The sequence below is a fragment of the Acidaminobacter sp. JC074 genome (genome assembly GCF_022496765.1).
In the GTDB taxonomy this organism is placed as follows: Bacteria; Bacillota; Clostridia; order Peptostreptococcales; family Acidaminobacteraceae; genus JABXKX01.
The window spans coordinates 110,708-135,589 of record NZ_VANV01000005.1; the positions used below are offsets into that span (position 1 = coordinate 110,708).

24 protein-coding genes and 1 other annotated feature are annotated in these 24,882 nt (G+C 35.0%); of the genes, 11 read left to right on the plus strand and 13 right to left on the minus strand.

Annotated features, from left to right (window positions below):
- The first annotated feature begins 86 nt into the window (after positions 1 to 86).
- Entirely contained in the window at positions 87 to 542 is a 456-nt protein-coding gene (locus tag EZV73_RS06555; protein ID WP_240839449.1) for a flavodoxin domain-containing protein, read from the plus strand.
- Here EZV73_RS06555 and EZV73_RS06560 read toward each other — a convergent pair.
- On the minus strand, positions 535 to 1,878 hold the full coding sequence (locus tag EZV73_RS06560) for an MATE family efflux transporter (protein ID WP_240839450.1): 1,344 nt from the start codon (positions 1,876 to 1,878) through the stop codon (positions 535 to 537). The two genes, EZV73_RS06555 and EZV73_RS06560, sit on opposite strands and share 8 nt — an antisense overlap.
- Positions 1,862 to 4,477 carry a PEP/pyruvate-binding domain-containing protein gene (locus EZV73_RS06565; protein ID WP_240839451.1) on the minus strand — a complete coding sequence of 872 codons (2,616 nt, stop codon included), beginning with the start codon at positions 4,475 to 4,477 and terminating at the stop codon, positions 1,862 to 1,864. The genes EZV73_RS06560 and EZV73_RS06565 overlap by 17 nt, the downstream gene beginning before the upstream one ends.
- Positions 4,478 to 4,630: 153 nt before the next feature.
- On the opposite strand from EZV73_RS06565, the gene EZV73_RS06570 reads away from it, so the two are divergent.
- Positions 4,631 to 5,260: a TetR/AcrR family transcriptional regulator gene (locus EZV73_RS06570; RefSeq protein WP_240839452.1), complete on the plus strand. Its 630-nt coding sequence runs from the start codon at positions 4,631 to 4,633 to the stop codon at positions 5,258 to 5,260.
- A 10-nt stretch (positions 5,261 to 5,270) separates the two neighbouring features.
- On the opposite strand, the gene EZV73_RS06575 is transcribed toward EZV73_RS06570, so the two are convergent.
- A complete protein-coding gene (locus EZV73_RS06575; protein WP_240839453.1) occupies positions 5,271 to 6,374 on the minus strand; it encodes an NADH:flavin oxidoreductase in 1,104 nt (367 codons plus the stop codon).
- A gap of 105 nt (positions 6,375 to 6,479) precedes the next feature.
- Between EZV73_RS06575 and EZV73_RS06580 the strand changes: the two genes are divergently transcribed.
- A complete protein-coding gene (locus EZV73_RS06580) occupies positions 6,480 to 6,800 on the plus strand; it encodes a helix-turn-helix domain-containing protein (RefSeq protein ID WP_330636965.1) in 321 nt (106 codons plus the stop codon).
- 18 nt (positions 6,801 to 6,818) lie between these two features.
- Here EZV73_RS06580 and EZV73_RS06585 read toward each other — a convergent pair whose 3' ends face one another.
- Genes EZV73_RS06585 through EZV73_RS06605 form a run of 5 tightly spaced genes read right to left on the minus strand, consistent with a single transcriptional unit; the run spans position 6,819 to position 10,069 of the window.
- Positions 6,819 to 7,424 (minus strand): hypothetical protein, encoded by a 606-nt coding sequence (locus tag EZV73_RS06585; protein WP_240839455.1) that lies wholly within the window; start codon positions 7,422 to 7,424, stop codon positions 6,819 to 6,821.
- 9 nt (positions 7,425 to 7,433) lie between these two features.
- The gene (locus EZV73_RS06590) at positions 7,434 to 8,630 is read right to left on the minus strand and encodes an ABC transporter permease (RefSeq protein ID WP_240839456.1); all 1,197 of its coding nucleotides are present in this window, start codon (positions 8,628 to 8,630) and stop codon (positions 7,434 to 7,436) included.
- On the minus strand, positions 8,630 to 9,400 hold the full coding sequence (locus EZV73_RS06595; protein WP_240839457.1) for an ABC transporter ATP-binding protein: 771 nt from the start codon (positions 9,398 to 9,400) through the stop codon (positions 8,630 to 8,632). The genes EZV73_RS06590 and EZV73_RS06595 overlap by 1 nt, the downstream gene beginning before the upstream one ends.
- Positions 9,401 to 9,453: 53 nt before the next feature.
- Positions 9,454 to 9,873 carry a hypothetical protein gene (locus tag EZV73_RS06600; protein ID WP_240839458.1) on the minus strand — a complete coding sequence of 140 codons (420 nt, stop codon included), beginning with the start codon at positions 9,871 to 9,873 and terminating at the stop codon, positions 9,454 to 9,456.
- 1 nt (position 9,874) lies between these two features.
- Positions 9,875 to 10,069, minus strand: coding sequence for a helix-turn-helix transcriptional regulator (locus EZV73_RS06605; protein WP_240839459.1), 195 nt, complete (start codon positions 10,067 to 10,069; stop codon positions 9,875 to 9,877).
- A gap of 205 nt (positions 10,070 to 10,274) precedes the next feature.
- On the opposite strand from EZV73_RS06605, the gene EZV73_RS06610 reads away from it, so the two are divergent.
- The gene (locus EZV73_RS06610; protein ID WP_240839460.1) at positions 10,275 to 11,489 is read left to right on the plus strand and encodes an ATP-binding protein; all 1,215 of its coding nucleotides are present in this window, start codon (positions 10,275 to 10,277) and stop codon (positions 11,487 to 11,489) included.
- Positions 11,490 to 11,764: 275 nt separating this feature from the next.
- On the opposite strand, the gene EZV73_RS06615 is transcribed toward EZV73_RS06610, so the two are convergent.
- From EZV73_RS06615 to EZV73_RS06630, 4 genes are all read right to left on the minus strand, one after another.
- Complete coding sequence (locus tag EZV73_RS06615; protein WP_240839461.1) at positions 11,765 to 13,489, minus strand: IS1182 family transposase; 1,725 nt, start codon at positions 13,487 to 13,489, stop codon at positions 11,765 to 11,767.
- Positions 13,490 to 13,710: 221 nt separating this feature from the next.
- A complete protein-coding gene (locus tag EZV73_RS06620) occupies positions 13,711 to 14,127 on the minus strand; it encodes a hypothetical protein (RefSeq protein ID WP_240839462.1) in 417 nt (138 codons plus the stop codon).
- Positions 14,127 to 15,350 carry a tyrosine--tRNA ligase gene (gene tyrS / locus EZV73_RS06625; protein ID WP_240839463.1) on the minus strand — a complete coding sequence of 408 codons (1,224 nt, stop codon included), beginning with the start codon at positions 15,348 to 15,350 and terminating at the stop codon, positions 14,127 to 14,129. Before tyrS ends, EZV73_RS06620 begins: the two co-directional genes overlap by 1 nt.
- Before the next feature lie 61 nt (positions 15,351 to 15,411).
- Positions 15,412 to 15,613 (minus strand) — a binding site (T-box leader).
- A gap of 39 nt (positions 15,614 to 15,652) precedes the next feature.
- Positions 15,653 to 16,870: an HD-GYP domain-containing protein gene (locus EZV73_RS06630; RefSeq protein ID WP_240839464.1), complete on the minus strand. Its 1,218-nt coding sequence runs from the start codon at positions 16,868 to 16,870 to the stop codon at positions 15,653 to 15,655.
- A gap of 1,262 nt (positions 16,871 to 18,132) precedes the next feature.
- Here EZV73_RS06630 and EZV73_RS06635 point away from each other — a divergent pair.
- The 7 genes from EZV73_RS06635 to EZV73_RS06665 all read left to right on the plus strand — a co-directional run bounded on the left by EZV73_RS06635 (position 18,133) and on the right by EZV73_RS06665 (position 23,720).
- Complete coding sequence (locus EZV73_RS06635; RefSeq protein WP_240839465.1) at positions 18,133 to 19,176, plus strand: winged helix-turn-helix domain-containing protein; 1,044 nt, start codon at positions 18,133 to 18,135, stop codon at positions 19,174 to 19,176.
- A 154-nt stretch (positions 19,177 to 19,330) separates the two neighbouring features.
- Positions 19,331 to 21,325 (plus strand): methyl-accepting chemotaxis protein, encoded by a 1,995-nt coding sequence (locus EZV73_RS06640; protein ID WP_240839466.1) that lies wholly within the window; start codon positions 19,331 to 19,333, stop codon positions 21,323 to 21,325.
- Positions 21,326 to 21,401: 76 nt separating this feature from the next.
- A complete protein-coding gene (locus EZV73_RS06645; protein ID WP_240839467.1) occupies positions 21,402 to 21,653 on the plus strand; it encodes a hypothetical protein in 252 nt (83 codons plus the stop codon).
- Between the two features lie 9 nt (positions 21,654 to 21,662).
- Entirely contained in the window at positions 21,663 to 22,016 is a 354-nt protein-coding gene (locus tag EZV73_RS06650) for a GerW family sporulation protein (RefSeq protein WP_240839468.1), read from the plus strand.
- Positions 22,017 to 22,076: 60 nt separating this feature from the next.
- Complete coding sequence (locus EZV73_RS06655) at positions 22,077 to 22,646, plus strand: RNA polymerase sigma factor (protein WP_240839469.1); 570 nt, start codon at positions 22,077 to 22,079, stop codon at positions 22,644 to 22,646.
- A 4-nt stretch (positions 22,647 to 22,650) separates the two neighbouring features.
- Complete coding sequence (locus EZV73_RS06660; RefSeq protein WP_240839470.1) at positions 22,651 to 23,085, plus strand: zf-HC2 domain-containing protein; 435 nt, start codon at positions 22,651 to 22,653, stop codon at positions 23,083 to 23,085.
- Complete coding sequence (locus tag EZV73_RS06665) at positions 23,082 to 23,720, plus strand: hypothetical protein (RefSeq protein WP_240839471.1); 639 nt, start codon at positions 23,082 to 23,084, stop codon at positions 23,718 to 23,720. The genes EZV73_RS06660 and EZV73_RS06665 overlap by 4 nt, the downstream gene beginning before the upstream one ends.
- On the opposite strand, the gene EZV73_RS06670 is transcribed toward EZV73_RS06665, so the two are convergent.
- Positions 23,717 to 24,865, minus strand: a complete 1,149-nt coding sequence (locus EZV73_RS06670) for an aminotransferase class V-fold PLP-dependent enzyme (RefSeq protein ID WP_240839472.1) — start codon at positions 24,863 to 24,865, stop codon at positions 23,717 to 23,719. The genes EZV73_RS06665 and EZV73_RS06670 overlap by 4 nt on opposite strands.
- Between the last annotated feature and the right edge of the window lie 17 nt (positions 24,866 to 24,882).

The window sequence follows — 24,882 nt, forward strand, 5'->3', positions numbered from 1 at the left end:
TACCTAATAAAGGTAATGCATTACCTTTATTATAACACCAGCTGACTAAAATGCAAAGATATTCTTATAATAGAAAGGAGCTTACCATGAAAACATTGGTACTTTATTCATCAAAATACGGTACAACAAAGTCTTGCGCTGAAAAAATTTCAAAGAGTTTAGGATGTGACATAAATTCCTTAGACCAGGACACATCTATTACCCTAGATGATTATTCACATATCATACTAGGTACTTCAGTTTATATGGGTAAGCTCAGAAAGCCTCTTACAGACTTTGTAGAAAAAAATGATGATCTACAAGATAAAGACCTGTCTATCTTCTTTTGCTGCAATGAAGAAACAGACTATCAATCACTGGTTCCAAGTCAATTAAAAAAAGTCAAAACTTATCATTTCGGCTATGAGCTCAAACTTTCAAAGATGAAATTTATGGACAAGTTCATCACTAAAATGATTGTAAAAGCATCTCAAGATGTCTCAAGACTAAACGCAAGTGAAATAGAAAAACTCATTGATACATTTAAAGAAGTTCCTAACTAGGAACTTCTTTTATGATTAAGCGATGAATACTCCTTTTCATCATAATAAAGGCTATACCAATACTTAAGAGGTCTGAAAGCGGTAGTGCCATAAACAAGCCATATACACCAAACAGTTTCGGTAAAATGAAAACCAATGGCATTAAGATAATGACCTGTTTTTGCAAGTTCAAATAAACGGCTTCTTTGGCCATACCAAGTGCTATAAAATATGCCACAGCCAGGTGTTGAACACCATAGATTGGAAGTAAGGCACATGTCAACATCAAAACTTTTTCAAAGATACTTATCTCAGCATGAGAGATACCAAATAAAAGACCTAAGGGTTGTCTTACGACTAGGATGATTAGAAACAAGACACAGCCTACTAATAATGAGGTTCTTACGGAATAACGAATGGTATTTTGCACTCGTTCATAATGCCCTTTTCCAAAATTCTGGCCGACAATGGGTTTGAATGCTGTACTAATAGCAGCTATTGGTGAAATAATCAAACGTAATATCCTCTGCGTTGCACCAAAGCTTGTAAGGTATATAACATCATAAGAACTTGCCATGGTATTTATTAAAATAAGTGATATGCTGACACCAACTTGCCTGATAAAGGCAGACAGACCAACAACTATTATTGCCTTTGCATATCTTAAGTCTACTCTAAACTTAACTGGCATCTTCAATGTCAGCATCTGCCCCTTATTGGCATGGATATGCATATGGCTAAACCAATATATTTGAGCTATCGCAGTTGCAATACCAGCGCCATAAACTCCCCAAGTAAAAGCATAAACAAACAAGATATCTAAAACAATATTGATGACTGAGCTGATCATCATGGCTTTCATAACTACCTTGATTTCTCCCTGGGCATTAAGCATATGAAAGTATACCAAACTCCATGCCATAAAAGGCAGTCCTATTAAAAGTGATAAATAATAAGTCTTGGCAAATTCAAATACTTGATCAACGCCGCCTAAGAGTCTTAACAAAGGATCTATAAAAACAAAACTCATGCTTATAATAACAATGATTATCCAAGTCATTAATGCAAAACCTGTTTGAATGGCTTTTATGACATGTGTCTTATTTACAACAATCTCTCTTGCCACATAAGATCCTAAGCCTTCTCCAATGAGTGAGGCAAACGAAATAATTATAAGGGTCAGTGGAAATATGACCGTTACACCACCTAAGGCATTTTGTCCAATACCATCCCCAATGACAATGCCGTCTATAAATCCATAAAGTAGGTTTATGACAATACCAAAGAAGGCTGGTATACTAAGTGATTTTATTAAATGACCTATATCGTCTGTGAGTAAATCAACTTTTTTCCTCATAACCAACCTCCAAGAGTTTAACAATACCTCTTGTCGCATCAACTTCAACAAGTTGACCATCTTTGAAAGTTGACATGACACCCTCAATACCTGCTATACAAGGTTTACCATATTCTCTAGCGACCAAAGCACCATGTTGGAGCAAACCACCAACTTCTAAAAGAATGGCTGATGCATTGATAAAAAGTGGGGTCCAACCTGGATCTGTGGCACTTGTCACCATAATTTCACCCGGTAATAGTGGCTTTTCATCAGGTGTCTTAAGTACCTTAATGCGTCCTTTTACCACACCAGGAGAGATAGGTTGACCGGCAACTTCGCCTTCTTTTACCTCTGTTTTTTTTGCAGATAGAATTTTACCTCTTGAGTCAATCATCTTAGGAAAATGATGAACTTGTGATAGTTTGTCAAAGTATCTTTTATTCTTAATAATATGTTCATCAACAGCTTCTTTTTCCATTGACTCTAACTGGTCTAAATCCTCTAAATGGAACCAGAATATATCATTGATATCCGTCAGTTTCCCTTGTTGAACCAAGTTATTACCTTGATCTAAAATAGCCTTTCTAACCACGTCAAGTGTTCTTATCCACCAATACTTCAAAGCTTCTCTTTTGCCACCAAGTAAAACCAAGGCTTCATAACTCTTGTTTAGTTTCTTTCCAGCACTATCATTCATTTTAGCAATTAGATCATCGTATGTTTCTTTTCTTAACTTTTGTGACTGATTGTAAACGGTCACAGGACTGAATGCATCATCAATGGTTGACATGGCTTTTATTTGATTGAACAATTGGTCAATATCTTCATAAGCTCTTTTAACGGCAATGTCAAGTTCATTGTGGGTCCTACAACCATAGGTTGCTAGATACGCCTGCCATTTAGCCGTAAATTCATCAGACCAAGTCATGGCTTTAAATGTAGAATAGTCGTTATCTCTAACTTCTTTATATTGGGAAAGCTCATACATAGCCATGCCCATATCTATAGTCACATTATCAGGTAATGATCTTTCTAAAAGTTGCATACGGTCTGATCCATCATCAAAATACTTGTTTAATTGCTTAGATAATTTTTTTCTTGAAAACTCTGCTGCATAGGTAAAAGGTAACATTTTCTTTAAAAGCGCCATGTAAGCCATAGACGTCTCATATGCAATTTCTTTTACTGAACCATGGAATGTATATTCTTTTAAATACTTGTCAAACTCATCTTCAAAAGGCTGATACCAATCCTTGTAGTCCTGCGGTTTTTTCATAGCTTTCATTGTAGCTTTCATGGAAGTCATATTGTTCTTTACAGCTCCCCATAAAGCACCCTTCATAAACTCAGGCAATTTTTCAGGCACATAAGCATCAGTATCAAGCTCTTCCAGCATATTTGCCGTGGTTTCATCTACCATCTTCCATGAGTTGACCATTCTATCCAAGCCTTGTAGTTTAGCTGTTGTCGAAATATTCATATACATACGACCACCCATAGTCGTTGCCATACCATACTTAGGATTGCTGGTAACATCTTTGCCCATTAGATCTCCAAACATGACATTCTGCATAACCTCTATACAGTCCCCACCCAATATAGAGATTGGGCTTGTAATACCCTGCTTGACCAGACTACCATCTAAATAAAGTATGCGTTTTTCGTGCGGCTCTGTTTGCATGACTTCAGGTATTGGTACATAGGTTGTAATTGGTCTAGATTGCAGTAGGTAGAGTTCATTATCTGAGTAAGCCCATTCAATGTCAACAGGAAAACCAAATGATTTTTCTACATGGTCAATCAGGTCTGTTAACTCTAAAACTTGATCGTCTGAAAGTACCGTCGCATCTGAATCACCTGAAATTATTCTTGTTCCACCATTTTGGTCTAAAACAATGGCCTTTTTCTTACTGCCTTTGTTATAATCTAATATTTTCTTATCTATCTTATCTATAATCCACTCATCAGGTGTTACCATACCTGATACAACACTTTCTCCAAGTCCCGAGTTGGCATTGATAACCACTTCATCATAACAATTGTTTAGAGGATTTAATGAAAATCCAACACCACTCATGTCTGATGCTATCTGAGTTTGGATGACCACTGCAATTCTTATTAAGGATGTATCAAATTCGTTTTGTGACTTGTAGAAAAATACACGTTCATCCAAACATGAAATGAATGCTTTTTTGATATCATCAAAGATTGTTTCTCTATTTGAACCTAAAATAGTTTCATAACCACCTGCAAAGGATGCTCCCGCTAAATCTTCTTCTGGAGAAGATGAACGAATGGCAAATAATTGTTCTGACTCATAATTAGACAGGTAAGCAAGTACCAGTGACTTTTGCTTTTCGGTAAACAATAGGCTATCTGCATGTGATTTTAGGGTATCAGCCAAAGGTTTAAACTTGGATTCATCTTGCCAATAATCATTTATGCCTCTTAAGCTTTTCAACTCATTTAACCAGTCAGAAAAGAAGTCTACCGTTAAGACCATACCTCTTGGTACATTAAATCCCATTTTAGTCATGGTAATCAATGAAAGTGCCTTACCACCAACCTCTTTTATTTCAGGAAACTCCTTTGTTGAAAACTCATATGATAGTTTCATAATAACCTCCAATTCATTTTTGAGTACTTCCTCATAATTTGAGTATGCGCTCATTTTTGTGGTTTGTCAAGTGATTTCTACCAAAATAAACCTTGTGTTTTCAGATAATCGGGTTTATTATGAGTATATACTCAATAAATGAGGAGGAATTCAATGACAACAGATCGCAAGGCAAAACGTATAGAAAGAATGCGCGGCATGATCATGGATGCAGCTATTCAAGTGGTTTCTGAAAAGGGTTTTAAACATACAACCACCAAGGAAATTGCCCAAGTTGCAGATATGGCCGAAGGTACCCTTTACAATTACTTTAAAAATAAAGATGATATTCTTATGAGCATAGCAGAAAGACATATCGCTTCAAGAAGAAATTGGCAAGTTTCTACAGACGTAGAATCCATGGAAGAATTTCTTCTAAACCTTTACTCTAATCAAGAACGTACTCAATCTAGGGAAACTCAGTTAAAAGAAAGAGAAGTGCTTAAGGCACTTCTACCACTCTTTATAACTGATAAAACATTGGGAGAATTATACTTTAAGAGAATTGTTAAACCATTTTTAGAAATCGTCTCAGAAAAGCTTGATATATTAAAAGAAAAAGGCCTTGTGGCAGATTACAATCCACAAGCCCTATCAAGACTTTTATATGCTTCATTGATTGGTTATGCAGTTCTAGAAATTAATGGCGATCCCTTAGTAACCAGTGGTGATAAAGATTTTAGACAAGATATTGGTGAAGCCTTTATCGGTGTCTTTGCAAAAGGTATGAGCCAAAAAGATTAACCCATTTGGGTTAATCTTTTATGTTAAAAATGCATCTTTTTCCAGGGGTATGATAACACTGGTTACAGGATACACACCTAGATTTTTTGCTTTTATCCTTATTCCACATATTCACAAGATCTGCTTGGCATGTCAGTGGTCTTCCTAGTCCAAAATAATCTATACCCTGCTTTAAAAGTTCATTCATCTTGTGATAATCTCTGTTACCGCCCGTTAGGATAACTGGAACGGATACAGCCTCTTTCAACTTAAGAGCATGTTCTTTAAAATAAGATTCTTCTTCATTTAAAGCCTTTCGAATCTTTCTTGCAGGACCTAAATTGTTTTCTAAAACGCTTTTAGTCGACTCATTACCACCACTGACTTCAATGGCATCAACACTGGCCTTTTCAAGCATTTTTGAAACCTCTATACTCTCACGGCTAGATAAACCATCTTCCATAAAATCCTCAGAATTGATTTTTACAAAGATAGGGTAGTCACTTCCCACTTCTTGTCTGATAGACTGGATGACTTCAAGGATGATTCGTGCCCTGTTTTCTAAACTGCCACCATACTCATCCTTTCTCTTATTGTATCTAGGACATAAAAACTGACTCAGAAGGTAGCCATGTGCAGCATGCAAGCACAAGCCATCAAAACCTGAGGATTTTACTCTTCTAGCTGCCTCTTTATAAAACTGTATCAAAGTATCAATATCTTCTTTAGTCATCTCCTTTGGTTTAATGCCTGTTAGTTCATTTGTTATAGAAGATGGTCCAAGTATTTCTTGGCTGGGTGGCTCTAAGTGAGACTGTGAGCCACCATAAACGATTTGCATAACTATATTAGCATCATAGCTATGAACCATATCAGTAAGCTTTTTATAGTCTTTGATAAAATCATCGCTGTAGATACCCATCATTTTAGGATTAGGCTTTTCATCCTTTGAAATATAAGCATAGCCCGTAAAGATGGTACCAACACCACCTCTAGCATAAGACTCATAAATATCATACAGTTTCTGAGTCATATGACCATCGTCTTTAGCAAGTCCTTCCCAAACCGCTGCTTTAAAAAACCTATTCTTTAATTTCATATTCTTAACTCTTGTTGGATTATATAAACTTGTCATCTCTTAGCTCCTTTGCATTTAAATCAAGGCTATTATATACTTGGCATAAGAGAAATAAAAGTATGCACTTTTAAGAAAGCTACTATCAAAAAAGAAAGTATGGACATGGATCAATCAATTGTAAATATAAAACCATTTGCTTATGCCTTTTCACTTATATCAGGAAAATGGAAAATGCATATCCTATTTTGGTTATGGAAAAAAGAAGTCATGAGGTATGGCCAGCTGAAAAAAGCTTTAAATGGTGTTACCCATAAGGTTCTGTCAGTTCAACTAAAAGAACTGGAATCAGACGGCATTATCTCCAGAAAAGAATATCCTCAAGTTCCGCCTAAGGTAGAGTATGCCCTGACTGAAAAAGGACTGTCACTTATGCCTGTTTTACAGGCCTTATGTACATGGGGTGAAAACGAGCTAAAAAAATAGACTTGTCGATGACAAGTCTTACTTTTTACCATATTTCTTCATTAAATTAATCTTATAAGTATTGATCTGAGTCTTTGGTGTTTCTTCAAAAGTAAATGCTTCTACAGGTTCTTCATTCACAAGATCTTTTTTAATAATCCTACCCTGTTCTTTCTTTTGAAGTTCATGTATCAGTACTTCAATTTTATCTTGGAACTGTGATGCCTTGGCAACCTGATACTTGTCTCTGATTTTGTCCAGATCATTGCCTGCAAAACCTAGTATGATCTTGGCTTCACGTTCATTGATATGCTCATCAATGATGTTGAAGACTTCATTCAGTCTTTGATCATATGTTAAAGGCATGCCTTCAACCACATCAGTCTTCACTTGATCAGCCTTGATGATTGTACCTGGTTTGACATCAGATTCAGTCGATTCCAGTATGCCCTTTTTCTTAAGTGCAAAGAAAGCGCCTTTAGCAACAATCTCCTCAACACCCATGTGTTTTGCCAGCATCTCCATGGTCAAATCATCTTCTTCACTATCTTGAAAAAACCTTGCAAGAACAACACAACACATCTTCTCATATATATTTAAATCTTCTCGATCAACTACCGATGATGAGATACTAAAAAAATCCATTTCTTACTCCTATGCATTAAACATAACACGCTCATTATTAAATAGGCTCTTTATAAAGTATATCAAAATACCCGCAATTACAATTGAAGAGCCACATGTATATAATAACACGTTTGCTGTTAACTCAAAAGCAAAGAGTTTTTTTAAGGCCATGATTGAGCCGTATACAGGAATAAAATAACGCCAAGATTCAACTGGACCTGTCGTATACATAGTCGTAAAACCAGAAACCATCACTACCATATAAATTGGTGACATATAGGTATTGGCTTCTTTTATTGTTTTAGACATAATGGAAATCAAACAGATAACAGCTACATATAAACTGACAAGTGTCAACATAATCGCAATCAGGGCTAGAAAGTCCATACCTGTAAATTGTAAGGAAGCCATATCAATGCCGTCTCGTGAAAACATTTCACCAGCGCTAGGCATAGATAAAATGATGCCTAAAAGCGATGAAGCAGATGTAATGATGGCTATAACACCTAGTGCGATGATTTTACCCATAGCAAGCGTTGAACGCTTGACTGGTGTTACGAGTAAGGTTGCCATGGTACCTCTTTCTTTTTCTCCCGCTATCATATCAGGTCCTACACTCATGGCTCCTGAAAACAAGAAGATGGCAATCATCATAGGAAAGAGTATAGAAAGCCCCTTGCCTGTAGCCTTTTTTTCATCCTGGATTCTAGGATTTTCTACATCCCTGTTCAAGTCAAAGACTTCCACATGATCTGGATTGCCAATACGCATTCCTAATAGATAGGCTTCATAATCTTTTAGAGTATTGTCTATATTGTATCTGGCTTCTTGTGAATAATCCTCTGACCCATTGTAATACCTTTTTACATTAGGCAGTTCATAGGACATAGCCAGATCATCAAAATCAGAATCAAAAATCATATAAATCTCAGCTTCGCCATTTAAGATCTGGTCTTCATAATCCTTTGATGGCGCATCAACATAAGTAATATCAAATTTAGATTCATCTACAAAATCTTTAAAAGAATCCGGTGCATCAACAAGTATAATAGATGGGATATTTTCTTCCACATCATCTATTCTGTCCATCATCATGGTCCCCATAATGGAATACATGACATAAATACTAAGAGCAGGCAGAATCATTGTTGTAAATATCAGCCTTCTATCTGAAAAGATTCTCTTTAACTCTTTTTTTATTACTGTTAAAAGTCTCTTGTCCATTAAACACCTCTCACTTCTGAATAATACTTAAAAAAGGCATCCTCTAAGTTTTCTGTATTAGATGACGAAAGAATTTCATCTAATGTACCATTTATAATCAACTTTCCATCAATGATGATACCTATCTGATCACACAGTTTCTCTGCAACAGTCATTATATGAGTAGATACAATCACAACTTTGCCTTCGTCTCTTAATTTCATCAAATAATCCGTTACTGCTCTTGCCGTTATGATGTCTAGTCCATTAGTCGGTTCATCAAAGATGACAACATCTGGATCATGAATCAAACTGACTGCTATGGAAAGCTTCTGCTTCATACCTGTTGAGAACTCAGAAATCTTTCTGTCTCTAAACTCTGTTATACCAAAGTAGTTAAAGAGTTCATCCCTTCTTAACTTGATGTCACTTTGGGTCATATTATGAAGTTCACCAAAGTACTGAATGGTATCACTTGCAGTGAAGTGATTGTCCAGCTTAAGTTCATTGGTTAAAAAAGCTAGCTTTCCTCTTACATCACTTGATTTCTTCTGATTGTCCATACCCATAACAAAAATCTCACCATTTGTTGGTTTAATCAATGTGGAAATACAGCGAAGAGTGGTCGTTTTACCTGCACCATTTGGGCCAAGTAAACCAAATATCTGACCTGGTTTTGCTGAAAAAGAGATGCCGCCAACAGCAACTTTTCTAGATGTTGTTGTTTTATCTTTTTTCATCTGTCTTCTGCTTAACTTAAAAATTTTCTCTAAATCTTTTACTTCAACCATTTTATCTCCTAAATACTTGTTATATGATTTTTATTTGGTAACATTAATTGACTCTATTTGTTTCTGTAATAGACTTTTAAACCAACTAAGACTGCCACATAGCCAAATATGATGATCATGTTTCCGATTAAAACATCTGTATCAAACAGCAGGTGAATCACATTTGAAAATGCCAAAGCCATCATGCCGACAATACCTGAGTAAGCCAGCACCTTTAATTTATTAAGCTTAAGCCTTTCATCTGCAAACTCTAAATTCATGTCACTTTCATAGGCATCATCTTTCTTCTGCTTGATGTACATAAATATAAGATTGATACCTGAAAGACTTGTTACACTCGTACCAAATCCCATCAATATCCCCTTTAAAGCATCCTCACTTACAAATACAGCACTCGCAAGTGCGAGTAAACCTACACCTAATAAGATTTGCATCATTATTTTGTACTTTCTAAAATCCTTTATAAAGCCCATGCTAATCCTCCCAAAATAGTTCATCCAATGTTTTCCCAAGTGATTTGCAAATATTGATACATAAACTCAGCGTCGGATTATACTTACCCGATTCAATAAGTCCAATGGTTTGTCTAGTTACACCAACTGCTTTTGCAAGGTCCCCTTGGGTCATATCCAATTCCATTCTTCTAAATTTAATTTTGTTAATTGGCATTCCAACCTCCTGCAATCTTTATATTGCAAGTGTAATATATATATTGCTTTATGTCAACTATATATTACATAATATATGTGAACATAATTATAATAATTCGTGTAATTTAAGATTATGTTTTAAATTACACGAATTTGTTGTAATTTGCTCATATATCGTGTAATCTAATATTATACTTTAAATTACACGTTTCATAGGAGGAAGTATGTTTATAAAAAGATCTTTAGAAAGCATCATTAAAGAAGTTTCAAGTACATTTCCAGTCTTACTACTGACAGGACCAAGACAAGTGGGCAAAACAACTCTCTTAGAATATGTGTCTAGTAATGAAAGAAACTATATCAGTCTTGATGATCCTTTAGCAAGACGATTGGCAATAGAAGAACCGCAGCTATTTTTACAAAAATATGAACCACCAGTAATTATAGATGAGATTCAATATGCCCCTGAACTGCTCCCTTATATAAAAATGCACGTAGATAAACATAAAAAGATGGGCGATTTTTGGCTAACCGGTTCTCAAATGTTTCACATGATGAAAGGTGTCAGCGAAAGCCTTGCTGGTAGAGTGGGGATTCTTCCTATGCAAGGATTATCCCTGTCAGAGTTACAAGTATCAACTAATGAGCCTTATACAACTGATATCGATAGACTTATGAAGCGTATCGGGAAATCAAAGAAACTAGGCCTTAATGAAGTCTATAAACTTATTCATAAAGGCTCTATGCCAGCACTACATGCAACAAATCAAAGCATTGAAAGATATTATGCTTCTTATGTAGACACCTATATCCGTAGAGATATAAAAGATTTAACGCAAGTTGCTGATGAAATGCAGTTTCAACGTTTTTTAACAGCGTGTGCAGCAAGAACAAGTCAAATGGTCAATTACTCAGAACTGGCAAAGGATGTTGGTATTTCCTCACCTACAGCTAAAAACTGGCTGTCAATCCTGGTTACATCTGGTATCGTTGTTTTGATTGAACCTTACTTTAACAACGCTTTAAAGCGCATTGTAAAAGCTCCTAATATGTATTTTATGGATACTGGATTATGTGCTTATCTGACTAGGTGGACAACAAGTGAATCACTAGAAGTTTCAGCAATGTCAGGCGCATTTTTTGAAACATTTGTTGTGTCTGAAATTATAAAGAGCTATTTGAATGCAGGAAGACGGCCTCCTATTTTCTATTATCGAGACTCCGATCAAAAGGAAATTGATCTTATCATCGAGGAAAATGGACTATTACAACCTATAGAAATTAAAAAAAGTGGTCAACCAAAATCAAATTCTGGACGTCACTTTAAAATACTTGATAAAACTGGAAAAGAACATTCAAAAGGCAACATTATATGTATGTGTGATGACCTTGTCCCTATAAACAAAGAAAACTGGGCTGTACCAGTTTGGCTAATATAATAAGAACTCAGCGCTGGTCGGAACAAGTTCCTGCTCGCCCTAGCATCCTGGCACATCGAGTGCTTGGTTACTTATGAAAACCAAGTTTTCAAACCAATAAAAGGGGCTGTCCTGAAATAAGATAATTTCCAGAATACAGCTCCAAAATTACAAGAATCGCTTGAATACTAACCTTCTTAGTCGTTAGTTCTTCAAGCGATTTTCTTATTGCTATTTTCTAGTTCAAATTTAAGCGCAACAAAAACAGGTATTGGATCTGATTAGAGAAAATCTGATTATGCAGCTTTTGTGTCGCTTTTTCCTTTAAATTCTTTTATATTTCCATTAATGAATCGATGATATTTCATCATATTCTTCCCAACAGCATTAAGCAGGAATTCCTTGTAAACTTTTTCTTCACTTCTATGATTGAATGAGGTGAAACCATCGTTGGCTTTTATGTCACCAAAATACCCTTCAGTTTGTATTGAGCGTATCTGTCTATTTAAGATTCCTTTCTCACTTAAGATATTTTTATGCGATTCCATTCTGAGCTGTTCCCAGTTTTCATTTACCTTCATTACTTTATTTTTTTCTTGATCTCTTTCAGGGTCATATTGGTATAAACACTTCTCTTTGTGCTGACAACCAGTACAATCATGACAGCCATAAACCTGAAAATTCTGTGTAAAACCTTTCGTAGTAGAACTTTCAGTACGCATATAGGATAACTTTTTTCCAGCATGACAAATATAGTATGTTTCATCCGTTTTAACAACTTTTTTCATGTTGTAGTATTTGCCAATATCCTCTTTGTAAGATTTTTTCTTCATTTTCTCATGAGTTTGCAATTTTATGTAACTTGTTACTTTTTCATCGTGCAAGTAAGATAAGTTCCTCTCAGAACAATAGCCACTATCTGCAGTTAATTCTCTTAAATCAATTATAAAGTGTTTTTTGTGCTTCTCTGCTACTGGAATCAAGGTGTTATAATCGGTTCTGTCATTACTAACATATACATGAATAACAAAATAATTTTCTACAGCAACTTGAACATTGTAGCATGGCTTTAACTGACCATTTCTCATGTAATCCGATTTTAATCGCATAAAGGTTGCTTCAAGGTCAGTTTTACTAAATGAATTTCTGTCATCTCCCATGATTTCAAAGTATTTTTTATACTTCAGCAATTGACCACCCAGTAATTCTAATTCCTCATATAAATGCTGTAATCTCGGCTTCTTTTGCTCTTTCCCGCGAACAAAATAAATGCCTTCTCCATCACAGATAACTTTTATTGCCCTTTGCAATTCAAGCATATCTATAGGAGAACAATTATCAATTTCTAGAATTACATTATTTGATACCTTGTTTTTATTATTTCTTTTGCGTTCACGATTTTTCTCGATGATTTCTTTGACTCTGTCCATACCTTCAATTACAAACATCTGCTTACAAGGTAGAATATATTTTTTATCAAATCTATTGGACTTAATAATCGAATTGTACTCGTCATAAACTTGTCCTATCTTATCAAGTAAACCAGCTAAATGATAATTAACACTTCCTCGCCACACAAAAGTGTATCGGTTGCTATTCGCTTCAATCTTAGTTCCATCAATGTATAAAGCCTTTAAAGATACTAAGTTCTCATCTTTTAAAAGTCGAATAAATTGGTAATGAAGGTCGTCCAGTACATTAGTCGTTAACTTATCATTTAAGAAATTATAGAAGGTAGTTCTGGAAGGTGTTTCACCATCTGTAATAGTTATAAAACCTAAATCTCTAGTACATAACTCAACGATTCGATCTATTGCTCTGATGCCACGCATATTTGCATAAAGTACAACTGCATACAACATAACAGGGTTGTATCCTGAACGACCAAGTCTGCTGTAATTATCGAATAGCTTTTTAAAATCAAGTTTCTTTAAAACCTCAAGTAAAGTATAAACTGGATCTGAATCAGGAAGTTTAAGTTCTAACAACTTGAAATTAAATTCTATTTGACCATAGCCCATAAATCCTTTAAAATTATTATGCATAGTATAATTTTTTGTACTGCTAGTTACGTCACACGATGTAACGGAATTTGAGATGGGGGTGAGAGATCATCTCATTTTTTTGCACAAAAATCCTCCTACTTATGTATTCGACATAAACTAGGAGGATTCCTTTTTGTTATTTTATTCCATTTCTGGTTTATCTATTTCGGGACAGCCCCTTTTCAACAAGTTAATGTTCACAGAGTCTTGTCTACACAGATTTTTCCACCCTTTATAACTTTAGCAAATATAGCCTCTGTCATTAATGGGCATGTTTTCTTCTGTTTGATTAAAACACACTCTGGAAAACAACGTTTCCCTTTTTTTGTGATTAAAACTTCAGCTTCCCCAAGCATCAATACATCCCCTATCGAAATGTCTTCTGGATCCAGATCGATGAGTATGGTTTCTATAAACCGTTTCACACACAATCCTTCTTCAAAATCAGATAATCGGTCCGTTGTCATTTTAGACATCAGACAAACCTCTCGATCACCAGGTTTAGCATATGCATCCCCTATAAGACCAAAGTTTTCAAGTAGAACCCCTTCTTTTACCTCGATACGATTACCTTTTTCGACAGAAAGCTTAATCGAAAGGACTTTTGCTTTCATTACACCAACTCAACTTGATGATAAACTTTCTTACCTTTTTTAATCATTGCCTTGTTGTCCTCAAAATCAGCTAATGTCATTTTGAAGAATGGATCTTGAACTTTCTTATCATTTAAAGAAATACCGTTTTGCTTAACAAGACGTTTACCTTCGCCTTTAGACTTTAGAAGTCCAAGCTCAACCATTACTTCTAAAAGCTCTTTGCCTTCTTCAAATAAAGCCTTGTCCATTTCACTTGTTGGTACATTTGCACTTGCACCACCACCTGCAAATAATGCTTTTGTTGCTTCTAATGCCTTATTGGCTTCTTCTTCACCATGAACAAGTTTTGTAAATTCAAATGCTAAGATTTCTTTGGCCTTGTTGATTTCAGCACCTTCTAAAGCGCCTAATCTTCTAACTTCATCCATAGGTAAGAATGTAAGAAGTGCTAAACAGTTTTCAACATCTGCATCATCTACATTTCTGAAGTATTGGAACATTTCGTATGGAGATGTCTTCTCAGGATCAATCCATACAGCACCTTTTTCAGTTTTACCCATTTTAATACCAGCTGAAGTTGTTAATAACTTAAATGTTAAACCGTAAACTTCTTTCTGATCTGCTTTTCTACATAAGTTAACACCAGCAATGATGTTTGACCACTGATCGTTACCACCTAATTGCATCTTACAGTCGTATCTTCTGTTTAATTCTAAGAAGTCATAACCTTGCATGATCATGTAGTTAAACTCTAAGAAAGATAAGCCTGTTTCCATTCTTTGCTTGAAACATTCTGCAGCAAGCATTCTGTTTACATTAAACTTAGAACCGATTTCTCTTAAGAAAGAAACATAGTTCAGGTTATCTAACCAATCAGCATTGTTAGCTGGAATACCCTTTTCACCATCTAATGTGATGTACTTTCTCATTTGATTTAACATTCTTTCACCATTTGATTCAATGGTTTCATTTGTTAACATCTTTCTCATATCTGTCTTACCAGAAGGGTCACCTACCTTAGCAGTACCACCACCAATTAGTGCAATTGGAATATGACCTGCTCTTTGCATGTGCATCATGACGATGACTTGGATAAAGTGACCAACATGTAGTGAATCAGCAGTTGGGTCAAATCCAATGTAGAATTTCACTTTCTCATCGTTTAATAACTTGATAACTTCTTCTTCATGAGTGATTTGCTCAATAAAGCCTCTCTCTTTTAGTACTTCATATACGTTCATCTATAAACCTCCCTTGATCATAAAACTATGATTTTCTATAAAATAAAAAAGAGCTTTTCATCCAAAGGACGAAAAACTCGTGGTACCACCTTAATTCGAAATCATTTGATTTCCTCTAATATGTTTAACGCACATCATACGTAATAGTTTCCCATTAACACTCAAAACCCGTAATTTCATAAAACAATCTGAACACTTTCCATCTACCAGTGTCTTTCTATATCCGTTATTGTCTTATTACTATTGTTTATCAACGTAGTTTATTTAATTATTATACATCTTAAATGAATTCTTTATACTTGTCAAGAATAGAGTTCAAGAATTTTTATATCTTTCTCTTTTACCAGGTCAACAAACTTCTCACCAACCTGAATGACAGGTCTTGTAGGGAAGTTGACATCCACATAGATGATTCTACCTGTTTCACCTGTAGAAAGTAAAACATCCTTACCTGTATAGAAGACTGCTAAGTTCTTTAAAAAGATATAACAAATCTTACTGTCAAGCGTTTTACCTGCATGCCACTGAATGTACTCAGCAGCTTCAAATGGTGATGTTTTATCTTTATATGGACGCTTATTGGTCATGGCATCAAAAATATCACAAACCATAATAATTTTTGCAAACTCATGTATTTGTCCAGCTCTTAATCTTAAAGGATAACCTGATCCATCTAATCTTTCATGATGTTGAAGAGCCGAGTACTTTATATTATTTGTAACACCTTCTGTTTTTAAAAGAATAGAATAACCAAACTGAGCATGTTTCTTTACAATATCAAATTCTTCTTCTTTTGTTTTATTAGGTTTATTTAATATAAAGTCAGGTATCTTCATCTTACCTATATCAAATAGGAGTGATGCTTGAGCAAGGTCACTTAATTGCTCTTCATTATAACCCAACCATTTACCAATCATGGTTGCAAGTATTGATACTCTTAAAGAATGATCGAAGGTATAATTATCACCAGATTTTAATTGAGAAAGTCTCATTAAAACATCATCATTTCTAATCATATCCGGTAGTGCTTTGTTCACATCTCGTCTAATGGATTCCAAATCTATTTCATTACCAGTTTTCAACTGATCAAAAGCCTTTTGAGTGTGTTCAACTAAATCTTTGTGTTTTTCATCAATAGGTGTATTGCCATCTCCAGTTAAAACATGAATCACCATATTAGCATTGGCTACATTAGTAAGAACTGGTTCGATATCATCTTCTTTAAGTTCTATCTTATTTAAAGCATCCAAGTAAGATTCCGCATCAAAACTTTCACCGACTCTGTCAGCTTCATCTTTAATCATCTGAACTTGTTGCTCGTTGCTTGTGGAAGTTTCTACTATTTCAGCCGAATCCGAAACAACCGACACTTCCTTGATGCCAAGTCTTGTCATTAACTGTAGATGTCTTTCAGTAATTTCTACACCTTTACTTAACAACTCAACATCGCTACTGCCTAAAAAAATGGATGAAGCTAAAACCATGCCTATTTCTACTTCATTGATTTTTATAACTTTCAAAAGACACCTCCAAAACACTCTTTTTTTATATTATACATGATAATTAACAATAAGATATGAAAAAAGTCTTAAACACATAGTTTCACAATATGCTTTATCGGTTAAATCATACCCAACCTTGAGGGATTTTAACATATATGAGAGGACTATTAGAAAAATTAGAAAAAGATTAGAAAATCATCTAACTACATAAAAACCCTTGACATAGTTAGATGAAAGTTGTAATATTAAATCAAAGAAACACTTCGATAAACATCTAACTATATAAAACCATTGAAAATACACATCATATTTTTTTACATAGATAGTTAGATGAAATTCTAACAAGAAAGGTGATTAGATGAAAGTCAAATGTAATTGTCGCATAAAGACAGAATCAAAACTAACATCCTCTACAATCATCTTCTTCAAGGAAACTGACAAACTACAGTAGAAAACAACTAAAACTGTTGTTACACTAACATCCAAGTTCTTGACACGATATGATATGAATGAAGAAGCTTGAGAAAATGTAAGAAACGCTTACAGTATAAAAAAGGAGGTCATCATGAACAAGCAAAGAAAAAATAAGCAATCGAAACTTGCACAACTAGAAAAGATGGACTACTTCTTAATTAGGTTTAACAGCTAGGAGAAATTATGAAGGAAAACATCAAACAATCAAAAGCATACTTTAATTAAATAGGAGATGAATTTCTTTCAAAGATTTGGATTCTCCTAAATAGGAGGACATATGGGTAGAAAAATAGGTAAAAAAATTAAAATTGAAAAGCCAAGGATCATTTACAGAAACGAAGTAGATTTTTTCATGGACAGATACTATGATTTACAATCTTCAATAAAATAAGCTTTTCAAAAGAGAATAAAAAAGCTACAAACGACAAAATTAGAGGAGGTTTTTCTCTAAGAGAACAATCTCCTAAGAAGGAGAATATTATGAGTTTAAAATTAAAGAATAAAAAGAGTAAAAGCAACTCACATTTAAATGAGTTCGATCAATACTTAACAAAGTTCAATCTGTACAACTATTAAGATGAAATAGATTTGGGGGAAGTATGAAGAAAATAAAGTCTACAAAAAAAGAAGCATTGAAGATCGAAATGGACAAGCTGAAAATTTATGTATCACTTTAGAGGTCTAACCAATCAAATATTGCTTTATACTGAATGGACCTGTTTACAAGGGTCCATTTTTACTATCTTAAGGATTTGAATAGTGTTATACTGGTACTAGAAAATACAGTGTTAAGGGAAGAGGTTATTATGAATCAAATCAAATTTATACCAGAAATAGATTTTATATTGTATGCCGATGTTATTACTAATCTTGAAAAATATAGAGCTAAATACGAGGGTGAACTGAAGCAGAAAAAAAGAGAAATGCCAAAAGCTTTGATTAAAGGCACCAATGAATACTTTGATCAGGCAAAGGCTTACCTTAAGTCGCTTTCTTTTATCCAAAAGAACAATTTAAAGCTTTTCTTCAGTGAGATTAGATTTACAAAAGAATACCTCTTGCATATGATTCACACCGATCATACACTTGATGATATATCATCAAAGAGTCTTGAAGCATATATTCAAAAACTGTGTGAAACTGATAATCTAAAAGTACCTAAAAACTTTGAAGATTATGAGGAATTTGTTAAGGCCTATTACGATGGCCCTGAAGATCACGTAGATTTGGATAAGACCACAAACTTGATTTATGATTTCATTCATACACCTGACTTGGTAGAAACATCTCTCAAGCCTGCCCTCATCAATTTGTACGACGATTTTTATGAACGCAAAATCAAACCGGATTTAGACAAAATAGAAGAGATTATCAAAAAACATCAAGTCGTTTATGATAAAGATCCTGAAAATTTCTTATTCAACCTTTCGAACGGCCATTTTGATGCAAGTGACATTGACCATATTGGAGACATGCAACCTATTGTCTCTTACTTTGCACCAATGAGTCTTTATATTACTATTAAGGTTAAGAAGTATATTTATGGTCAGCACATCGATCAACTAGAAAGTAAAATGCAGGACAAGGACCTTTATGAACCTTTGCTTAAGTTCTTATCCGATACTAAAAGGTATCAGATGGTACAAAAGCTTTCTGATAAGAAATGGTATTCTAATGAGCTTGCCAAAGAGTTTAACATAACCCCAGCAACCATGAGTTATCATGTAAACAAGATGTTTGGCTTGGGTTTGATTCACTTTGAACAAGGTGATCAAAACAGGATGTACATGACCCTTGATAAGGATAAATTAAAACATTTATTAACTTCTATGATTGATGATCTTTTATAATTTATTTACAAATCGTGAAAACTCCACTTGGAGTTTTTTTTATTTCCAAAAATACAAGAAAAAACTTAATTATTTGTGAAAATAACAAAAAATTCAAAATATTTGATTTTTCTTTACTTTAGTATTAAACTAATCAAAAAAAAGGAGATGCACTATGAAAAAAAGTATTAAAACCAGACTAATCACAACACTCATTATAGTAATTGCACTACCACTGCTTGTACTCGGTACCATATCCTTTATCAACAGTCGGCAGTCATTTGAGTCCAGCTATAAAACATCCAACGCACAAGTCGTAGATGAAATCACACAGCGTGTTCAAAACTACCTAAAAACATTTGAGACCGCTGCAGAAGTCTACGCTATGCAAAGTGAAACCATTCAAACTGCAACAAGTGATAAAAGAAACTACAGCAGAGAGACACTTTTAAACGACTTCCAAAAATACGTAGATTCTAACGAAGACGTGTTATATGTATACATGGGTACCAATAAAAAGGAAATGATTGACCCAAGCTGGCCTGACGTGCCAGATACATACGACCCAACTTCTAGGGAGTGGTACATTAAAGCGAAAGAAGCCATGACAACCATTTGGACTGAACCATATGTTGATGAACAGTCTGGTGCTTTAGTTGTTTCAGTGGCCACACCTGTTACTGATAAGGGTAAACTTCTTGGCGTTATTTCAATCGATATTACTTTAGAAAGACTGTCCAACCTAATCAATGACATGTCTATAGGACAAACAGGTTATCCCATCTTGATTGGTCAAGACATGACCATTATGACCCATAGAAATGAAGAAAAAATCGGCACTGAAGTGTCAGAAGATATTGTAAAACTAATAGCTAATGAAGCTTCTGGTCAAGTTACCTTTAGTGAGGACGGCATTATGAGACTTGGCAATTATAGCCGAATTCCATCAACCAACTGGATTGTACTTGGCAGCATTGAAGCCAGCGAGCTTGGCGCTTTAACCCTACCAATATTAAAGACAACTGTCATCTTAATCATCGTCTGTTTATTCATTGGTACCCTTATTGCCATTATGATTTCTAGAAGTATCACAAAACCGATCCATGCTTTAGAGGCTACCATGAATATTGTTAAAAATGGTGACCTAACCTGCCGCTCAGATGTTAAGGTTAAAAATGAGTTTGGACGTATGTCAGATAGTTTTAACACCATGATCGATTCTTTCTCTGATATGCTAAAAAAATCAAGACAAGTCACCTACCATGTGTCGTCTTCAGCAAATGAACTGAATGAACATGCTGTTTTAGTCAATCAAACATCAGAGGAAGTTGCAAGAACCATTGAAGAAATCGCCAAGGGATCCAGTGATCAAGCTCTGGAAACAGAAAAAGGTGTTATACTGATAGACCAGTTATCAAAGAAAATACAAGAACTTAATGCAAATAGCACACATATGGCTGATTCTGCAAACCAAGTAAAAGAAGCCAATGATAAGGGCCAAGAAGTCATTGAAACTTTAAAAGCCAAAACACATGAAAATAATACAGCAACAGATAATATTGCCATGACCATACAGGCACTTGAAATGAAGTCTGTAGAAATTGGTGGCATACTAGAAACCATTACAGCGGTTGCTGAACAAACCAACCTTCTAGCACTAAATGCTTCTATAGAAGCTGCTAGAGCCGGCGAGCACGGTAGAGGCTTTGCAGTTGTAGCTGAGGAAATCAGAAAACTAGCAGAGGGTTCCAATGAAGCTGCTGAAAACATCAAGGTTATTGTTTCAGAAATACAATCTGAAAGTCGACATGCTGTTGATATTATGAATGATGTAAAAGCAAGAAACTCTGAACAAAATGAGGCAGTTAATGCGGTTCATGAAGTCTTTATGGATGTTCATGATTCGACGGATACCATTGCTCATTTGATTTTCTCTACACATCAGTTTGTAAAAAGTATGAACGAGGAAAAACAAGAAATCGTTTCGGCTATAGAAAACATTTCTGCGGTATCAGAAGAATCTGCAGCTGCCGCAGAGCAAGTAACCGCTTCAGTGCTTCAACAAACCCAAACCATTAGAGACGTCTATAAGTCTGCAAACAAATTAAATGATATGGCTGATTCTCTCAAATCAGAGATCAACTTATTCAAGATAGAAAAACTTTCTTAAGTTTTTCTTCTTTTTTTGAAACTTTTTCATTTCTATGGTGTATTAATAAGTATAGGGCCCATGGAAAGGAGTTTAAATGTTTAGAAAAAAAATTAAAACTGCATCCAAAACCATTACCTCTCAGCCTATACATATTGGTGACAAAACATATGTAACAATCCATGTTCTTGATGTCACCATGGTAGGTGCCAAAGACTCGAGTATATATGGCACCCTTAGTCCCAAAGGTGTAATGGTTATCGACAAAGATAAACATGAATTTCTATCCATAGACGAGACATTTGAATTTGAAAACATGACTGAACTTGATAAGTTCATAAACAATTAGGAGGTTATGATGAATATCCAAGAGAACATTAACGTATTATTTGAGAAATTTGAAGCTTTTATTAACTCACAAACAATAATTGGCCAAGAGATCAAAGTTGGTGATGTTACCATTATTCCACTGGCAAGTATTTCATTTGGTCTAGGTGCTGGAGCAGGTGGCGAAAGTGCTGATTCAAATGGTGGCGGCTCAGGTATTTGTGCCAAAGCAACACCACAAGCTTTATTAGTTGTAAACGGTTCTGATGTGAACTTAATTCCAATTAGAAAAGGAAGCAGCTTTGAATCACTTTTAGACAGCGTGCCTGCCTTAATTGACAAGATCAAAGAAATGAAGCCAGAAAGCGAAACAGAAGACGAGTAATTTTTAACTTAACGACAGCTTGCTGTCGTTAAGTTTCATTCTTTCAAAGGTGGTGAAGTTGTGGACTCATCGGAAAAAAGGCTGATCAGACAGTGTAAAAAGCAAAACAAGGAAGCCTTAAATACGATTTATGTAAAATACGAAAAATTCATATACAGTATCTGTTATAATTACACACATTCTAAAGAAGATGCACTTGATTTATTACAGGAATCTTTTATAAAGATACTCAAAAACATTGATCGATTCGATGAAGACAGACCTCTATTACCTTGGATTAAGAGAATTACAGTCAACACATGTCTTAATTTTAAACGTAAGAAGAAAGCCAGTGTATCATTGGATCAAGTCATGACAGAAGACGGTCAGACTTTAAAAGATGCTATTGCATCTCAGTTTAACTTAGAAAATTACATCTTATTTCAAGATACATCCAATATCATTCATGAAGAAATTTCAAAACTCGAAGATAAATATCGGTTGCCACTGATACTCAGGCACCTACACGAAATGAGCTATGAAGAAATATCTAAGTACACAGACATACCTTTAGGCACCATTAAAACAAACATTTACAGAGGACGTAAAATCCTAAAACAAAATTTAGAAACACGCGGATTATGGGGGTGAGAAAATGACTTGTCAATTTGATGAAATGTTATTATATGAATATCTAGACGACCTTTTAGAAGACGAAGAGAAGCTTCAAGTTGAACGTCACCTTTCTGCATGCCCATCTTGCAGAAAAAAGTTGTCTGAAATCAAGTTACTCTTTTATGAATTAGACAGTATGGACCAAGTGGAAATACCAGATGAAGTCAGTCAGATCAGAGAAGCGGTTCTTAAAGAAGCATTTGCAGACAGAAAGGTCCCACTTAGTGAAAAGCTATCTGATACCAAAAAAGCGCTTGAAGAAACACCTGTTATTAAAAATGTAATTCCCAACCGTCAAAATCTTTCAAAAGCGGCCAAGGGCATCTACAAGGGTTCTAAGAAAGTTATTGAAAATATGCCTAAGAAAAAGGAAAAAGCACCTAAGCCTAAAAAGAGTCTAGGAGGCTTACTATGATTGTCTTAAAAGTGCTTTTGATGATTATCTTTTATATCATCCTTATCCTTTTAGGCCTACTATTTATCTTGCTTATTTCTCCAATAAAAGGGGCGGTATGGTTTGATACTTCAGGTATTTTATTCAAAGGATCTTATCTTTTTGGTTTATTGAGGATTGAGTATAACAAGAAGCTCAAGCTTAGATTTTTCGGTTTTAAAATTCAAGTCTCAGATGACGAAAAAACGGATGAAAAAGAAGACAATCAAAAGGAAGAAAAAAAAGAAAAGAAAAAAGGACGGTCCTTAAAAAGGCCATCGCTTGAAATTGTCCATCTGACACTTGATTTAGTTAAGAAACTTATCTCAATTATTGCACCAAAGGAAGCCAGTCTTCATCTGACACTGGGCTTAGATGATCCATACTATACACAAATGATGCATATTATCAGTATGGTCTTATTTATACCACTCAATAGAAAGAAAAACTACGACTTTCAACTGAATCCCATTTTAGATGATATTGCCATAGACTTCAAAGGACATGCAAAAATCTCTTTTTCTTTGATGCAGCTCATATTGCCTGTAGCCAGGTTTCTCATAAGAAAACCAATTCGAAACTATTTAAATATTAGACTCTTTAAAAGGAAACCTTAATTGGTTTCCTTTACTAACGTATCAATGGCATCTATGAGATACTGAATTTCTTCTCTTGTCGTAAATGATGAAAAGCTCACTCTTACAGTCCCATTTGGGAAAGTGCCAAGGGTCTTATGAGCCGATGGTGCACAGTGCATCCCTACCCTTGTTTGTATATGATAATTACGTTCTAACTTAAAGGCAATAACAGCATTGTCGTGGTCTTTGAAATCAAGGGAAATGACTGCTGTTCTATTGGATAACTCTCTACTTCCCACCACTCTTACACTTGGCTGGTCAAAGTTATCAAAGAAATACTTAACCAGCTTCATTTCATGGTCATGAATGTTCTTAATCCCCTTGTCTAAGACATACTTCAAAGAAGTATGTAAGCCACAAATACCTACAACGTTTGGTGTACCTGATTCAAATTTATCAGGCATATGGTCTGGTTGAGTCTCTTGTTCTGAAGCAGAACCTGTACCACCTTCTATTAAAGGCTTCATAATCTTAGCAAGCTCTGGTTGAATCAAAAATCCACCGGTACCTGTTGGTCCTAGAAGACTCTTATGACCAGTAAAACATAACATATCGATATAGTCCATGCTGATGTCTATGACACCTGCAGTTTGTGCAACGTCTGCAATAAAATAAATGCCGTGTTTTTTGGCAAGTCTGCCTATGGCTTCTATGTCGTTTACAGATCCTGAAATATTAGAACCATGTATCATCACTATGGCCTTTGTGTCAGCTTGAATGCTTTTTTCTACATCTTCTGGTGATACAAATCCTTCAATATCTGCCTGGACGCGTGTTAATTTACAGCCTATGCTGTTTAAAGGTCTCATGACAGCATTGTGTTCCATAGATGAAATAATGACATGGTCTTTCGAATCAATCAAACCCTTAAGCCCTTGGTTTAAACTCTCAGTGATATTCTTAGTGAAAATAACATGATCAGGATGATCGAAATTAAACATTTCACAAAGCAATTCTCTAGTTTCATAAACCATGCGACTGGCATCCATAGCAGAGCTATAGGCACCTCTTGAAACACTGGATCCATTTTCCAATATGTATGCTGCCATGTTTTCAGCTACACCTGGCGCTTTTGGAAAAGAAGTTGCGCCATTATCTAAATAAACTCGTTCTAATATATTCATTCTCACACCTCACATTT